Origin of the sequence: Bacillus zhangzhouensis (assembly GCF_000715205.1) — a bacterium.
Classification (GTDB): Bacteria; Bacillota; Bacilli; order Bacillales; family Bacillaceae; genus Bacillus; species Bacillus zhangzhouensis.
The window spans coordinates 181099-196843 of the sequence record NZ_JOTP01000004.1 but is presented as its reverse complement, the minus strand read 5'-3'; the positions used below and the strand labels follow the sequence as shown (position 1 = coordinate 196843).

At 41.2% G+C, this 15745-nt stretch carries 13 protein-coding genes and 1 other RNA gene; 4 read left to right on the top strand and 10 right to left on the bottom strand.

What is annotated here, in order from left to right:
• Positions 1-133: 133 nt before the first annotated feature.
• From BA70_RS05525 to BA70_RS05500, 8 genes are all read right to left on the bottom strand, one after another.
• Complete coding sequence (locus BA70_RS05525) at positions 134-925, bottom strand: LysM peptidoglycan-binding and 3D domain-containing protein (RefSeq protein WP_034319257.1); 792 nt, start codon at positions 923-925, stop codon at positions 134-136.
• Positions 926-1181: 256 nt separating this feature from the next.
• On the bottom strand, positions 1182-2963 hold the full coding sequence (recQ, locus tag BA70_RS05520) for a DNA helicase RecQ (RefSeq protein ID WP_034319255.1): 1782 nt from the start codon (positions 2961-2963) through the stop codon (positions 1182-1184).
• Between the two features lie 133 nt (positions 2964-3096).
• Positions 3097-3282, bottom strand: a non-coding RNA gene (gene ssrS / locus BA70_RS19370) — 6S RNA.
• 131 nt (positions 3283-3413) lie between these two features.
• On the bottom strand, positions 3414-3914 hold the full coding sequence (locus BA70_RS05515; protein WP_034319252.1) for a TraR/DksA family transcriptional regulator: 501 nt from the start codon (positions 3912-3914) through the stop codon (positions 3414-3416).
• Between the two features lie 91 nt (positions 3915-4005).
• Entirely contained in the window at positions 4006-4653 is a 648-nt protein-coding gene (locus BA70_RS05510; protein WP_034319249.1) for an SDR family oxidoreductase, read from the bottom strand.
• A gap of 178 nt (positions 4654-4831) precedes the next feature.
• Positions 4832-5173 (bottom strand): PH domain-containing protein, encoded by a 342-nt coding sequence (locus BA70_RS05505; RefSeq protein ID WP_008346505.1) that lies wholly within the window; start codon positions 5171-5173, stop codon positions 4832-4834.
• Between the two features lie 278 nt (positions 5174-5451).
• Positions 5452-5589 carry a DUF4025 domain-containing protein gene (locus tag BA70_RS19365; RefSeq protein WP_223251603.1) on the bottom strand — a complete coding sequence of 46 codons (138 nt, stop codon included), beginning with the start codon at positions 5587-5589 and terminating at the stop codon, positions 5452-5454.
• Between the two features lie 49 nt (positions 5590-5638).
• Positions 5639-5851: a DUF6501 family protein gene (locus BA70_RS05500; protein WP_024422683.1), complete on the bottom strand. Its 213-nt coding sequence runs from the start codon at positions 5849-5851 to the stop codon at positions 5639-5641.
• A 215-nt stretch (positions 5852-6066) separates the two neighbouring features.
• On the opposite strand from BA70_RS05500, the gene BA70_RS05495 reads away from it, so the two are divergent.
• The 4 genes from BA70_RS05495 to BA70_RS05480 all read left to right on the top strand — a co-directional run bounded on the left by BA70_RS05495 (position 6067) and on the right by BA70_RS05480 (position 11444).
• Positions 6067-7551, top strand: coding sequence for an aldehyde dehydrogenase family protein (locus BA70_RS05495; RefSeq protein ID WP_034319246.1), 1485 nt, complete (start codon positions 6067-6069; stop codon positions 7549-7551).
• A 104-nt stretch (positions 7552-7655) separates the two neighbouring features.
• A complete protein-coding gene (locus BA70_RS05490) occupies positions 7656-9530 on the top strand; it encodes a terpene cyclase/mutase family protein (protein ID WP_034319244.1) in 1875 nt (624 codons plus the stop codon).
• On the top strand, positions 9523-10344 hold the full coding sequence (locus BA70_RS05485; protein ID WP_034319241.1) for a superoxide dismutase: 822 nt from the start codon (positions 9523-9525) through the stop codon (positions 10342-10344). The genes BA70_RS05490 and BA70_RS05485 overlap by 8 nt, the downstream gene beginning before the upstream one ends.
• Positions 10345-10493: 149 nt before the next feature.
• On the top strand, positions 10494-11444 hold the full coding sequence (locus BA70_RS05480; RefSeq protein WP_034319239.1) for a bile acid:sodium symporter family protein: 951 nt from the start codon (positions 10494-10496) through the stop codon (positions 11442-11444).
• A gap of 34 nt (positions 11445-11478) precedes the next feature.
• Here BA70_RS05480 and odhB read toward each other — a convergent pair whose 3' ends face one another.
• Positions 11479-12735, bottom strand: a complete 1257-nt coding sequence (gene odhB, locus BA70_RS05475; RefSeq protein WP_034319236.1) for a 2-oxoglutarate dehydrogenase complex dihydrolipoyllysine-residue succinyltransferase — start codon at positions 12733-12735, stop codon at positions 11479-11481.
• 14 nt (positions 12736-12749) lie between these two features.
• Entirely contained in the window at positions 12750-15584 is a 2835-nt protein-coding gene (sucA, locus tag BA70_RS05470; protein WP_034319233.1) for a 2-oxoglutarate dehydrogenase E1 component, read from the bottom strand.
• Positions 15585-15745: the final 161 nt, after the last annotated feature.

Here is a 15745-nt window from a genome sequence, read left to right as displayed (position 1 = left end):
CTCATCATAAACGCTGGTTTTTTGTCGAAAATGCAAATTTTTCAGAAAAATAAGTGTATTTTTGACCAAAAAAAGGGTACAATAAAAGCATCAGGCCGCCACCTGATGCTTTCTTCCAAAAAACAATAGACTACTAGTTAAGTACTTTTACTTTGACTGATTTTACACCCCAATTTTTCGCTTGGGATTTGCTTGGTACATGTACATCAATTTTGTTACCTTTAATTGCGCCGCCAGTATCTGCTGCGATGGCTTCACCGTAGCCTTCAACATAAACCTTACTACCTAATGGAATGACATTAGGGTCTACTGCAATGACTTTTGCATTCGGGTTTTTGTTTAAGTTTACCCCTGTTGCAGTAATACCTGAGATGCCACCATCATTTGCTGTATAAGCCGTAGCTGTTACAGTCATTTCTTTTTGAACACTTTGACTAGCAGAAGATGATTCTGCTTTAGCTGTTTCCTTTTTAGGAGCAGCTTTTTTCGTTGTTTGCTCTTTTTGGACAGGTGCCTGTTTTTGAACAGGTTCTGAGCTTACCGGAGCTGAGCTTTGACCAGCAACACTTAGTGTTGAACCAATCATAATTATATCTGAGTTTAAGTTATTCCAAGACTTAATATCGCTAATTGACACATTGAATTTTTGAGCGATTTTCCAGAGGCTGTCCCCCTTCTGGACTTTGTACTGCTCCTGAGTTTTCTCTTTTGAAGAGATTGTCAATTTATCTCCTACATAGATCATGTCTGTAGATAAATTGTTCCAACCCTTTAGGTCCTTTAGAGACACATCATTTTTTTGAGAGATTCCCCAAAGTGTATCACCTTTCTGTACAGTGATTTCCTTTGCAGAAGCTTGCTGCGCTCCAAATGCTGTTGTTGAGATTGCTGCAACAGCAACCAAGGACATAATAGTCTTCTTCATAAAGTAAATCCTCCCTTGTTAGCTTTTTATGGCGGCTAACGAGTGCTATCGTAACATATGTAAATGTCATTTCAATAACAAAACGATATGTTTTAGATTACAGTTCCTTTACATGAAACATCTCTCTCCATTGGTAAATCAGACCACAAAATGGCTCAATTCCGCACCATATCAAGGTTTTGCAAGGGTGGAAAACGTTCTGATGAAAACGTGTCCAATCTCAGCGAAAAAAATTTATTTTTCTTCTTCAAACTCTTTATTTTTTCTCTTTTTCTATAAATAAACGAATTTCTTCTAAAAAAACATCCCCGTATTTCTCTCTTTTTTGAGCTCCGATACCTTTAATATGGAGAAGTTCTTCTTCCGTTTTAGGCTCCACTGCTGACATTTCCTTCAAAGTTTGATCAGAAAATACAACAAATGGCGGGACGCCCTGCTCTCTCGCTAACTTCATTCTCACCGCTCTTAATCGCTCAAATAATGCGTCGTTTTCTTGAATGGCCCCTCTTTTGATCGCCTGCTTTTTATATACAGCCTCTTGTCCAACTAACACTTTCTTTCCTTTATGTGTCACCTTTAGCGTTGGATAAGCCCCTTCAGACATGTGCAAATACTCTTCTGTAATTAAAAATTCGATGAAGTCACTAATTTGCTGGGCTGAATGTTGCTTCATTAAAGCATATGTAGGAAGCCGGTCGAAACCAAGGTCCAGCACTTTTTTGTTTTTAGAGCCCGCCAGTACTTGGGCAATCATCATTTTTCCGAATCGTTCATTCATTCTAACTGTACAAGATAAAACCATTTGCGCTTCTCTTGTCACCTCTTCACGCTCTCTCTCGTCTAGGCAATTGCTGCACTTTTGGCAAGTGGCGCTTGTTGATTGATCAAAATAGTCCATGACAAATTGCTGTAGACACTGCTCGGTATGACAGTAATCCACCATTTGTCTTAGTTTCAGCAGTTCATGCTGATACCGTACTTCATCTTCTGTCGACTGTTCAATGAGAAAACGCTGTACTCGTACGCCTTGGGGTGAAAACAGTAAAATACATTCACTTTCAAGCCCATCTCTGCCGGCACGCCCAGCTTCTTGATAGTAACTTTCAATATCTCTTGGAATTTGATGATGAATCACAAAACGTACATTCGACTTATTGATTCCCATGCCAAATGCAGACGTGGCGACCATCACCTGGATGTGATCATTTAAAAAGAGGTTTTGCTGCTCTTCCCTCACATCGTCATCTAACCCACCGTGATAAACGCCTGCTTTGATCTTTTGTTTCTTTAGGCGATTGTAAATGTTGTCCGCTTCTTTTCTTGTAGCTGTATAAATAATGCCAGACTCAAGCTTGTTTTTCTTCATATATTGTGTGATAAAACGGTCACTATTTTCACCTTTGATCACTTGAAAAGACAAATTTTCTCTAGCAAACCCAGTAAAGATGGTTTCTTCTTCGTTGATACCAAGCTGTTCACATATATCTTGATGGACCTTTTTCGTCGCTGTAGCTGTTAATGCGACAATCACCGGTCTTTTTGACAGCTTGTTCAAGCATTCTTGAATATAGCGATAGCTTGGCCTAAAGTCATGCCCCCACTCAGATATACAGTGCGCTTCATCAATGGCGATTAAGGGGATCGTCAATCGGTCAAGCAGCTGAAAGAAGCGCTCATTTTGTAAGCGTTCAGGCGTGATATAAAGCAGCTCATATTCCCCATTTTCGCATTTTTTCAGCCTTTCATTCATTTCGCCTGCTGACAGTGTACTGTTTAAAAAGGACGACCGTATCCCCATCTCATTTAACGCATCGACCTGATCTTTCATTAAAGAAATAAGTGGAGATACAACGATCGTCGTTCCTTCCATCATAAGGGCAGGAATCTGGTAGCAAACCGATTTCCCCCCGCCTGTTGGCATGATGCAGACGGTATCCTTCTGTTTGTTCACAATCGATTCAATGGCCTGTTTCTGCCCCTGCCTAAAGGCATCAAAGCCATAGTATTGTTTAAGAAGTGCTTCTGCTTGTTCTAACATCCAATTCCCTCTCCGTCATTTGTTTTGTCTATTTTAACATACATTCATGCCTCTACATGCCGTCTGTTCAATTTCGTCTTTTCACAAAATAAAAAGCCATTTTCCAAAATGGAAAATGGCTTGAATCATCCTAGGAAAAGCTGCGGATGCCGTAACCTAAGTAAGAAAGTTTTAAACCACCACTCCTCAAAGTGGGTGTTTGCAGAAACGTTCCTGTCTTCCTCTCTAAGGAGGCATGACATTCCGGCTTCAATATAAAACTCCCTATTACAGCTTAAAGGTTAAAACTTAATTAACATTACGCACATCGCAGCCTTTAAACTATACTACACGAAAGTTAATTAAATTTCAAGAGATCTTTTTTCTTTCAAAGACTCATGTATACTATACATTTGCGTATGCGTATACAGGAAAACATTATCCTGAAAAAATTTTACTTCTTCTTATCATCTATTTTTCCTCATCTAAATCAACATCTTGTTCTTCCTCTAATCTTTCATACGTGTCTGAATGCATTTGATCCATTGTTTCTCTATTTGTTAAATCACGCATTTGATCGGAAAACGACCGGTCAAACTCATTCGGATCTTGAGTGGTTTCTTCGTTCTTCTTTGCATCGATTGAATAACGTGTATATGGTACTGCTTTTAAACGTTCGTATGGAATATCTTTTCCTGTTTTTTCACATTTCCCATATGTCCCGTCTTCCATTCGTTTCAGCGCTGCATCAATTTCACCTTCAAGCTGATCATCTACTTGATCTAGCGTTTGTTCTGTCATTCGGTCTAAATAGATGCTCCCATGATCAGCGATGTGATTCCCAACACCATTTGAAATCTCATTTGATTCCACCAGCATGGATTCTTCTTTCTTTTTTGATCCTTTCACATCCTCTTTTAATTCAATCAGTCTTTCGTATAAATCAGCTTTTTGTTCTTTCGTTAAGCCCACGACCAATCACTCCTTTCTCATTACCTTCCCGCTACAAGGTAAATGAAAACATCAAAAAAGCTGCCGCCTCTTTGGCAGCAGCTTTTTTCACTTAAAGCGTACGAAGCGCTTGTTCTATTGGTTTGTCGCCTTTAATTAAGTCAAATGACTTATTTTTCACATTGGATTCTGTTAAGCTTTCCACAAGAACGATGGCTACATCTTCTCTTGAAATCTCAATGTTTTGATCATCTGGGATATGCGCAGCAGCTTCGATTTTTCCTGCCTTTTCCTCATGCAGCAAGGCACCTGGACGGACAATGGTATAGGAAAGACCAGATTGTTTTAAATGTTCATCTGCTTTTCTTTTCGCTTCATAATAAATTTCCATACTTCCTTGCCCTTTTCCTTGGTTAGGATCATCGGCATTATAGGAACTCAGCATAACAAAATGCTGAATGTTTTCTTTTTTGGCTGTATCAATGAGGCGTTTGGCACCTTCTTGATCCACTGCAATGGTCTTATCTGCACCTGTTTTTGAGCCTGAACCAGCTGCAAAGATGACAGCTTCCGCTTGTTTCACAGCAGATGTAACATCCTTTTCAAGATCACCGATGACAGGTGTTGCACCAAGTTCTTTTAGCGCATCAGCTTGTTTTTCATCTCGAATGAGAGCAAGCGGCTCATGTCCTTTTTCTTTTAAATAACGTATGACAAGTCTACCTGTATGTCCATTTGCTCCAGCAACTAATACGTTCATTGATCATTCTCCTTTCTGTATCTGTTTCATCTTTATCCTTTTTTGTCATCATTCAAACACGCAAGCAGAAAAAAGCCTTTCCCACCTATTATGGGAAAGGCTTAGGCAATATGCGATAGTTAATAATAAGAACAAAGAATGAGAAAAGTGCATGTGATCTATGTAATCGCAACGTTGATCAGCAAAGGTGTTTTGTTAAAATGGCTTGCACATCACTCAAATCTGTATCTTTAGAAAAATCGAGTTCAAATACTTTTGAGCTTGTGACGAGCAGCATACCTGTGTCCTGATCAAACACGCCAGCTTCTTGAATGGCAAAACTTTCAATTGATCGATACGGCAAGGAGACCCTGACTTTCTTCTTAGAAAATACGCGGTTATCGCCAAAGATCAGTCGTTTATTGGTGAAACAAATTTGGTCGTGACGCAGTCTGTAAACAGCCTCAATTCTTTCCCCTTCAATCAATAAGGATTCGAATTTTTTATGATCATTTTGTTTACTGACAGAAAAAATACCCACGTAAACCCCCTCTTCCTGCATCAAATTCCTTTATGACAAAACGGCCACACGGCTCTGTGGGTACGTTTTATTCTCACTTATAGAATACGCTATAAATGGTCGTTATTCCATTACGAATAGATTAAATTTCATTTAACTTTTTCTTTTTGATCCGATGCTCTTTCCTCTACTTATTTAGACTGTTAAACCAGGAAAAAAGTTTCAGTTCTTTTCGAGAAAAAATGCTTCATCATCCCATAAAAAAAACAGTGATTGTTCAAAATCACTGTTTTAGATGGCTATTCATCTTTTGGTGTATCAATGGTTCCCTCGGCATACACATCAGAAATCTGTTCAAGCGTAATCGCCATATCAGCATCCTCGTTATCGTGCCAAGCATGTTGGTTTTTCTGCTCGTCTGTTTGCTGCTTTTTCATCATCATCACCCTTTACTATTTTTCTTAGTATGAGTGATGATCCTTAAAATCATTCAGCAGAAATATCTTCGAAATACTCTTTGTAATACCCGCCTACTTTACCCGTATTATCAACAACAAAGAGGAATTCTTCTGTTTCATTTTTCACTTCATATGTGCTTCCAACCGTTAATGCCCGGTCGACCATATATTTTTTCGCATTCGTATGTACACATTTTACTTGTTTGAGCGTTTGAGCCGTTTGCCAGTTTTGATGGATCATGATATAAAAACTCCTTTTTTCATCTATACATTTATTGTAGCCAATTTTTCATGAAATGCAATGAGTGTTATAGATTGCTTTCAAACATGTCCTATAATATGATGAGTGTATACGTTTACATATATGTGACGTATACAGATTTAATTGCTTCATGTCCACTTTTTTCACCTAGAACTCGCAGAACAACCCATATCTTTAAGGAGGTTTGTTTATTTATGAGCTCTACAACACTTCAAATTAGTTCAAAACTCGAATCTTTTCTCCAGGGGACAAAAAAACTCTACATCAACGGCCAGTTTGTCACAAGTCACGATCATAAAACCTTTTCTACCCCTAACCCAGCCACAGGCGAAACCCTTATTGATGTATATGAAGCAGGTGCGAAAGATATTGATGAGGCAGTGAAAGCTGCTAAAAAAGCCTTTCATGGTCCTTGGCGCTCAATGTCTGCCGCTGAACGCGCTCGGCTTATGTTTAAGCTTGCAGATTTAATGGAAGAAAACCAAGAAGAACTTGCTCAGCTTGAAACGCTTGATAACGGAAAACCAATTAATGAAACAACAAATGCGGATGTTCCTCTCGCCATTGAGCACATGCGCTATTACGCAGGCTGGACCACAAAAATGACTGGACAAACCATTCCTGTCAGTCAGGGATATTTTAATTATACCCGCCATGAGCCTGTTGGCGTTGTGGGACAAATCATTCCTTGGAACTTCCCGCTACTAATGGCCATGTGGAAAATGGGTGCTGCCCTCGCAACAGGCTGTACCATCGTTTTAAAGCCAGCAGAACAAACACCACTCTCTGCTCTTTATTTAGCTGAATTAGTGGATAAAGCCGGCTTCCCAGAAGGCGTGATTAACATCGTTCCCGGGTTCGGTGAAACAGCCGGGAATGCATTAACCGATCACCCTGATGTCGACAAGCTAGCCTTCACAGGGTCAACAAGTGTTGGGAAATTAATCATGGAGAAAGCCGCTAAATCCATTAAACGCGTTACATTAGAACTTGGCGGAAAATCGCCAAACATTATTTTACCAGATGCAGATTTAAAGAAAGCCATTCCAGGTGCTTTAAACGGCGTCATGTTTAACCAAGGCCAGGTATGCTCTGCAGGTTCACGGGTCTTTGTTCACCGGAGTCAATACGATGAAGTGGTCGATCAAATGGCCGAATATGCGACATCACTTAAGCAAGGCGCCGGTCTCCATCAAGATACGCAAATCGGACCTCTTGTGAGTAAAGAGCAGCATGAACGCGTGTTAGGCTATATCGAAAAAGGGAAATCAGAAGGTGCAACAGCCGTTGTCGGTGGTGATTGCCCTTATGAGGCAGGCTATTTCGTCTCTCCTACTGTTTTTAAAGATGTAGAAGATGACATGACCATCGCTAAGGAAGAAATTTTCGGACCTGTCTTATCTGCGATTCCTTATGATTCCATTGATGAAGTGGTCGAACGGGCCAATCAATCTGACTATGGATTAGCCGCAGGACTTTGGACAGAAAACTTAAAGCATGCCCATGATATTGCTGCACGTCTTGAAGCAGGAACGATCTGGGTCAACTGCTATAATGTCTTTGATGCCGCCTCCCCGTTTGGAGGATATAAGCAGTCAGGTTTAGGCAGAGAAATGGGTTCATATGCGTTGAATAATTATACTGAAGTGAAAAGTGTATGGATTAACCTCCAAGATTAATGGACACACAGCAAAGCCGATGGCAATGTCATCGGCTTTTTTGTGATTGCATGTGACAGGCAGGCTCCTGAATATAGTAGTAAAGGAAAGGAGCATGGCCAAAAATGCAAGATTTCAAAACGAGAGTAAACGAGTATATTGAAGAACTGCACAAACAAGTAGAACGCAGACAGCGAGAAGATGGCGCTTTTGTTTTCTGCTTTGAAGGCCCCATGATGACAAATGCTTTTTTGATTATGCTGTTAAAAGCTGTCGGCGATCCTGACCAGGCATTGATTCATCAATTGGCGGAAGCGATACGCACGAAGCAAAATGAGAATGGTTCTTTTTCTTTGTATCATGATCAAACGGGACATTTAACAGCCACAGTGCAAGGCTATTGCGGAATGCTCGTTTCAGGCAGGTTTCAACAAGATGAGCCTCATATGGAAAAGGCAGCACAATATATTCGGTCAAAAGGTGGTTTAAAGAACGTTCATTTTATGACAAAGTGGATGCTCGCCGTCAACGGCATGCACCCTTGGCCCTACTTCTATGCACCCCTTTCTTTTTTACTCATCCCTACATCCTTTCCACTACACTTCTACCATCTTAGTGCATATGCAAGAATTCATTTTGTGCCGATGATGATTGCACTGAATAAGCGGTATACCTCACATGCAAAGTTTCCATCCTTAGCACACCTTGATGAGAGCATGTCTAAAAATCCATTTGATTGGTTTATGGCAAGAGAAGAACGTTCAACTCACCACTTTTTGACGTATATGCGATCATATGTAGCCTTAGACAGCCGACTGGACTTTTTCGGGTATGAAGCGGCTAAACGATATATGTTTGACCGTCTTGAAAAGGATGGCACGCTGTACAGCTACTTAAGTGCGACCATCTTTATGATCTATGCGCTCATGAGCCTTGGTTCCTCTCCAGGACATCATCTCATCCAAAAAGCAGTCAAAGGCATGAAAAAGCTTGTCACCTCCTGTCAAGGCGAGCTGTATGCTGAGAATTCTACATCCACAGTATGGGATACTGCGCTTGTCAGCTATGCTTCTCAAAAAGCAGGCAGAAAACGAGTAGATCCCGTCATCACAAGGTCTTTCACATACTTGTTGAATCGGCAGCAAATGAAGAAAGCAGATTGGGCGATTCATAACCGCCATGCCGCTCCGGGGGGCTTTGGTTTCTCAGATATCAATACAAATAACCCTGATTGTGATGACACCCAAATTGTGTTAAAAGCCATTCCTAAAGCATACGCACCGGTTCAATGGAAACGAGGTTTTGATTGGCTCCTTTCCATGCAAAACCGTGATGGCGGCTTTTCTGCTTTCGAAAAAAATCAAAATCACTTCTTGCTTCGTCATTTACCGCTCGAATCTGCGGAGGATGCCGCCATTGATCCATCTACTCCCGATATAACAGGACGCGTGCTTCATCTTATTGGTTTAAAGGAGAAAACCATGTCTCCATCCATGCTCAGGCAGAAAGATCAATGTGTAAAATGGCTCCTTGATCATCAAGAGAAAAACGGATCATGGTTTGGCAGATGGGGCGTTTGCTATATTTATGGAACCTGGGCAGCATTAACAGGACTCAAAGCTGCTGGCATCCCCTACTCACACCCTGCCGTTCAGAAAGCGTGCCGTTTCTTAAAACAGATTCAACTAGAAGATGGTAGCTTCGGGGAATCGTGCAAAAGTGCAGAGGTCAAAACGTTTGTCTCGCTCCCATTTGGCACAGTGGTTCAAACTGCTTGGGCCGCAGAGGCTCTGTTGCAATATGAGAAGCCAGATGACACATCGATTTTTAAAGCCATCTCATTTTTGGTGAATCATCAGCATTCCAATGAAGCCTTGTATTATCCAGTGGGCATTGGCCTTCCAAAGCAGTTTTATATCACCTATCATAGCTATCCATTTGTATTTCCAATGATGGCTTGTTCCACATTTTTAGAAGAAATGAGGCGTATCAATGAATAAGGAAGAATATCGAATGCAGCTCAAAGAGTGGCTTAGCTCTTTTCAAAACGTGGTTCAGGATGAAGATATCCGTCAGAAAGCAGAAAATTTATTGTTAAAAATGAATGATGAGCGCTCCAGTGAACAAGAGTGGTATGAACTTGCTGAAAGTATTGCAGCTGACATGAACCAGCCCGAAGCACTGCGAGATGTAGCAGCTGGAGGTCACCAATTACCACCTCTCCCTTATCGGTATGAAGCACTAGAACCCTATATTTCAAAAGAGATTATGTATTTGCATCACCAGAAGCATCATCAATCATATGTCGATGGTCTGAACAAAGCTGAGGTTGCGTTAAAAAAAGCGAGAAGAACCAATGATTTTACGATGATCAAGCACTGGGAACGTGAGCTTGCCTTCCATGGAGCGGGACATTATTTACATTGTATCTTTTGGTTTTCCATGAGTCCTTCTGGAAAAAGAAAGCCTACTGGTCAAATGCTCCGCCTGATTGAGCATTCGTTTGACAGCTATGACGCATTCAAATCCCAATTTTCAGCAGCTGCCAAACAAGTAGAAGGTGTTGGTTGGGCTATTCTCGTATGGGCGCCCCGGTCACAACGTTTAGAGATTTTACAGGCAGAACGTCATCAACTTTTATCACAATGGGATGTCATCCCTCTTCTGGCTCTTGATGTATGGGAGCATGCCTACTACCTTCAATATCTGAATGAAAAGGCGCAATACGTAGACAGGTGGTGGAATGTAGTTGACTGGCGTGAGCCAGAAGCAAGACTAAAGCAAGCGCAACAAGTCAAATGGACACCTTTTTGAGACTTTACTCCATGTAGGCAAATGCCTATGTGGCGTGTTTTTAGTTTACATAATTTTTTTATTGACACCCATCTAAAGAACGGGTTGTTTTTTCAGAAAATTCATTTAAAATAAGAAAGATATGTGAGGAAAGAGAGCTGAAGCAATGAATGAAGATTCTATTAACCATTAGTCACTTTGCAGGAAGAACCTTTGCGATTTGGGTCATTTTATTTGCGTGTCTTGGATTTGCCTTTCCTGCCGAATTTTCTAAGATTGGACCTTATATTCCTTTTTTACTCGGTATTATTATGTTTGGGATGGGGCTTACCCTGTCTGCTGAAGATTTTAAAGAGCTGTTTCGAAAACCTCTCTATGTGCTGATTGGGGTTTTAGCGCAGTACACACTTATGCCGTTTATTGCCTTTCTGTTAGCTTATGGATTACGGCTGCCTTCTGAAATCGCTGTAGGCGTTATTCTCGTAGGCTGCTGCCCAGGTGGTACAGCATCCAATGTCATGACCTTTTTGGCGAAAGGAAATACGGCATTATCTGTAGCCGTCACAACCATATCGACGCTTCTTGCCCCCTTTTTGACACCTGTCTTTATTTTAATCTTTGCAAGATCTTGGTTACCAGTATCGCCGGGGGCTCTGTTTTTGTCGATTGTACAAGTTGTGCTGATTCCAATTATTTTGGGCGTCATCGTTCAGTTGTTTTTCAAAAAACAAGTGACATATGCGGTACAAGCACTGCCGCTTGTATCTGTTGCCGGAATTGTGGTGATCATTGCAGCGGTTGTCAGTGCAAATAAAGAACAGATTCTTCAATCTGGATTGCTTATATTTGCAGTTGTCGTTTTACATAATGGTCTCGGTCTTTTATTTGGTTACCTTATTGCCAAATGGTGCAAAATGGATATCCCTTCACAACGGGCAATCGCCATTGAAGTGGGCATGCAAAACTCTGGACTCGGTGCAGCTCTTGCAACCGCACACTTTTCGCCACTCGCAGCCGTACCAAGTGCAATTTTTAGTGTGTGGCATAATTTATCTGGATCTTGGCTTGCGACATATTGGTCAAAACGAGGGAATCAGGAAAATGAAAAGAAAAAAAGCTAGCACCTTAACGGGTGCCAGCTTTTTATGTCGATCATTATCCTTCAAGCAATAGCTGCTCAGGATCTTCAAGCAAGTTTTTAATCGTGACGAGGAATCCTACTGCTTCTTTTCCATCGACAATACGATGATCGTAAGAAAGAGCTAAATACATCATTGGACGGTTTTCAAAACGTTCCTCATCAATCGCAACAGGACGTAGCTGAATTTTGTGCATTCCTAAAATTCCAACTTGAGGGCTGTTTAAAATTGGTGTCGAAAGCAGAGAACCGAATGTTCCGCCGTTTGTGATCGTGAATGATCCACCTTGTAACTCACTAAGAGACAATTTGTTGTCTCTTGCTTTTTTCGCAAGATGACCAATTTCTTTTTCAATCCCCGCAAATGACAATCTGTCTGCATCACGGACAACTGGTACGACAAGCCCTTCCTTTGCAGCGACAGCGATACCGATGTCGTAGAATTTCTTCAAGACAAGTTCATCACCTTGAATTTCTGCATTAAGAAGAGGATATTTCTTCAGTGCTGCTACAACTGCTTTTGTGAAGAAGGACATAAAGCCAAGTTTCACATCATTTTGTTCAAGGAAGGCATCTTTACGACGCTTTCTTAAATCCATCACAGCTGTCATATCGACTTCATTAAATGTTGTCAGCATTGCAGCCGTTTGTTGAACTTCAACTAAGCGTTTTGCAATCGTTTGTCTGCGGCGTGACATTCTTTCACGCTCGACTGGTTTGCCTGCCTGATCATTTTGCACCGCAGCATTTGCTTGTGGCGCGGCTTTTGGTGCACTTGCAGGAGCTTCATTCTTTTGATAAGAAGCTACATCCTGCTTTCGTACCCTGCCCAGCGGATCTACGGTTGGAATCTCAGATAAGTCTAGCCCCTTCTCTCTAGCTAGTTTTCTAGCTGCAGGAGAAGCGATGGTTCTGCCATTACCAGTTTTCGGCTCTTCTTTTGTTGCTTCTTCTTTTTGTTCAGCTGCCGGTTCTTCTTTCGAAGCTGGTGCAGAATCTTGCTTAGGTGCTGGAGCTGTGGACTCGCTTCCGCCAGCTTCACCTGCTGCAATGGTTCCGATGACTTCTCCAACTTGTACAGTGTCACCAGAATCTTTCAGCACTTCTTTGAGTACGCCAGATTCTTCGGCTGTCAGTTCGACATTGACTTTATCTGTTTCAAGTTCTAACAGGTATTCTCCCTGCTCCACATAATCGCCCGGCTGCTTTAGCCATTGAGCAATCGTTCCTTCCGAGATCGATTCCGCTAATTCAGGTACTTTAATTTCCGCCATTTTTCATTTCCCCCTTAGTTTTTGCGAGTCAAGCTATCAGATACAATTCGTTCTTGTTCTTTTTTATGCACAGTTGGATCACCCTCAGCCGTACTTGAACGTCTTCTTCGGCCGATGTAACGTACTTTTACTTTTTCAGGCGCAATTTCACGTAAATATGGCTCAATGTATCCCCAAGCCCCCATATTTTGTGGCTCTTCTTGCACCCATACGATTTCTTCTAAGTTTGTTAGTTTCGTTAAAATTGCTTTAATATCTTTGGCTGGGAATGGATATAGTTGTTCCACTCTTGCAATATGAAGCCAATCTTTTGGCTCTTCCATTTGAGTAAAACGATCACTAATATCGATCGATACCTTCCCGCTAGATAGAACGAGTCGGGATACTTTTTCATGATCATGCACAAGACCTGGCTGTTCAAGAACTGGACGGAACTGTCCATCCGTTAATTCTTGGACTTCAGACAATGTGTTCGGGTTACGAAGCAGACTCTTCGGTGTCATGATGACAAGCGGACGAATCTCTTCACGAAGCAGCATTTTTGCCTGTCTTCTAAGAATGTGGAAGTATTGCGCTGCACTTGTCAGGTTCGCAACTGTCCAGTTATTCTCAGCAGCTGATTGCAGGAAGCGCTCTGTTCTCCCACTTGAATGTTCAGGACCTTGTCCTTCATATCCGTGCGGCAAGAGCATGACTAGACCTGATTTTTGTCCCCATTTTGCGCGGCCTGCTGAAATAAATTGATCGAAATACACTTGAGCCGCATTTGCGAAGTCTCCAAATTGAGCTTCCCAAATCACTAATGTTTCAGGAGAATAGACATTATAACCATATTCAAATCCGATGACAGAGCCTTCCGACAGTGGACTGTTATGGACTGTAAATGATGCATTCGCATCACTCAGTTCATGAAGAGCAATAAATTCATCTCCCGTTTGACTGTCGTGAAGAACAAGGTTTCTTTGAGCAAATGTGCCTCGCTCTGAATCCTGTCCGGTCATTCGAATTGGCGTACCGTCTTTTAATATAGATGCAAATGCTAGTGCTTCACCAAGTGACCATTCCACTTTATGGTCATCTGTAAACACCTTTGCACGTTTTTCAAGGATCCGTTTTAGCTTACCGAATACTTGGAAATCTTTCGGCCAGCTAATTAATTCTTCATTCAGCTTTCTTAATACATCAAATTCTACTGATGTATCAACTGCTGGGAAGCCATTAGATACAGGCTCTGGCAGTTCGATTTCTTGAATCGTATGTTCTTTCTTTGAAGGCACTTTTTTATAGGCTTCTTCTATCTTCGTCGTCACAGCCTGCTCGATTTCTTCTCGTTGTTCTTTTGTCAGAAGACCTTCTGTGACAAGTTTATCTGCAAAGATATTCTTGACCGTTTTATGCTTTCTGACTGCATCATATAGCATTGGCTGAGTTGTAGAAGGCTCATCCATTTCGTTATGACCATATCTGCGGTAACCGATCAAGTCAATTAAGAAATCCTTCTTGAAGCGTTTGCGATATTCTACAGCTAGCTGAACAGCCGCTAAACATGCTTCCGGATCATCTGCATTGACGTGAACAATTGGAATCTCAAAACCTTTTGCAAGGTCACTTGCATATTTCGTCGAACGAGATTCATTGCTTTCCGTTGTGAACCCGATCATGTTGTTTGCAATGATATGGATGGTTCCGCCAACTTGATAGCCTACAAGTTGACTTAAATTTAATGTTTCTGCCACAATTCCTTCTCCAGGAAATGCCGCATCACCATGAATTAAGATGGCTAACGCTTTTTCAACGTCTAGTACTGGATAGCCTTTTTGAGTACGTAATTCCTGAGCGGCACGTGTGCTCCCTTCAATAATTGGGTCAATAAACTCCAAGTGACTTGGGTTATTAGCAAGCGTGACTCTCGCACTCTTTGTATCTTCGTCTTTAATTTGGCGATCAGCTCCAAGATGGTACTTGACATCCCCTGTCCATCCGTAGCTAATGCCAATAGAGCCTTCTGATGGAACAAGCTCTTTATTTGGTGCATGCTGGAATTCTGAGAAAATGATCTCATAAGGTTTTCCTAAAACATGCGCTAATACATTTAAACGGCCTCTGTGTGCCATTCCAATGTTAATATTTGAAGTCCCTTGTGTAACAGACTCTGATATAATTTCATCAAGTACTGGGACAAGTGCATCTAATCCTTCTATAGAAAAGCGCTTTTGCCCAACAAATGTTTTATGCAGGAACTGCTCAAAATACTCGACTTCTGTTAATCTTTTGAACACAGAAACTAGTTTATCCGCTGGTTTCTTCTTAAATAGTTCACCAGATTCGATAGAGTTTGAGAGCCAGTTTCGTTCTTCGAAGTCATGCACGTGATCAAATTCAAATGAAATGGTACGCTTATACGTATTTCTCAAATGGTTAATGGCTTCTATGCCGTTTGAAATGTGTCTTGGTGCGCTTGCACTAATAATCGATATTGGAATATTCCTGACATCTTCTTCTGTTAAACCGTATTCCTTTAAAGGAAACAGCTCTTGTAATTCCTTTTCTTTGCGAAGAGGATTGACGGAAGCATTTAAATGGCCATACGTTCTGATGTCTTCTGCCAGTTTAACGACTGATGCTATCTTTTGGATTTGTTCAGAAGTAACTACGTTATTTTCTTTTTTCCCAATTTCCTCCTTCATTTCACTCGGTGGTGCACCAAGTTCATCAAATATGCCTCTTAGATCTTCATCAACACTATTAGGATCTTGGACATATTGATCGTAGAGCTCGAGCACATAGCCGAGGTTCGGACCATGAAATTCTTCCCAACTCAACGGTTGTTTCACATCATTTTGAAACATTTTGAACACTACCCCCAACTTTGATCATCAAGTGATTGAACACTATTTCGATATAACTTCCAGAACACAATGACCAAATTTATGTAATAAAACGCTTCCAATAATATTCTACCACTGTTTTGGATTACTTTCTACATTCTTTGTTCAATTAAAGATAAAAA

Coding starts and splice junctions, on each gene's coding strand:
- BA70_RS05490 (WP_034319244.1), top strand. CDS start 7,656: ATGCAAGATTTCAAAACGAGAGTAAACGAGTATATTGAAGAACTGCAC.
- BA70_RS05525 (WP_034319257.1), bottom strand. CDS start 925: ATGAAGAAGACTATTATGTCCTTGGTTGCTGTTGCAGCAATCTCAACA.
- BA70_RS05500 (WP_024422683.1), bottom strand. CDS start 5,851: ATGATCCATCAAAACTGGCAAACGGCTCAAACGCTCAAACAAGTAAAA.
- odhB (WP_034319236.1), bottom strand. CDS start 12,735: ATGGCGGAAATTAAAGTACCTGAATTAGCGGAATCGATCTCGGAAGGA.
- BA70_RS05510 (WP_034319249.1), bottom strand. CDS start 4,653: ATGAACGTATTAGTTGCTGGAGCAAATGGACATACAGGTAGACTTGTC.
- sucA (WP_034319233.1), bottom strand. CDS start 15,584: ATGTTTCAAAATGATGTGAAACAACCGTTGAGTTGGGAAGAATTTCAT.
- BA70_RS05485 (WP_034319241.1), top strand. CDS start 9,523: ATGAATAAGGAAGAATATCGAATGCAGCTCAAAGAGTGGCTTAGCTCT.
- recQ (WP_034319255.1), bottom strand. CDS start 2,963: ATGTTAGAACAAGCAGAAGCACTTCTTAAACAATACTATGGCTTTGAT.
- BA70_RS05480 (WP_034319239.1), top strand. CDS start 10,494: ATGAAGATTCTATTAACCATTAGTCACTTTGCAGGAAGAACCTTTGCG.
- BA70_RS19365 (WP_223251603.1), bottom strand. CDS start 5,589: ATGAAAAAGCAGCAAACAGACGAGCAGAAAAACCAACATGCTTGGCAC.
- BA70_RS05495 (WP_034319246.1), top strand. CDS start 6,067: ATGAGCTCTACAACACTTCAAATTAGTTCAAAACTCGAATCTTTTCTC.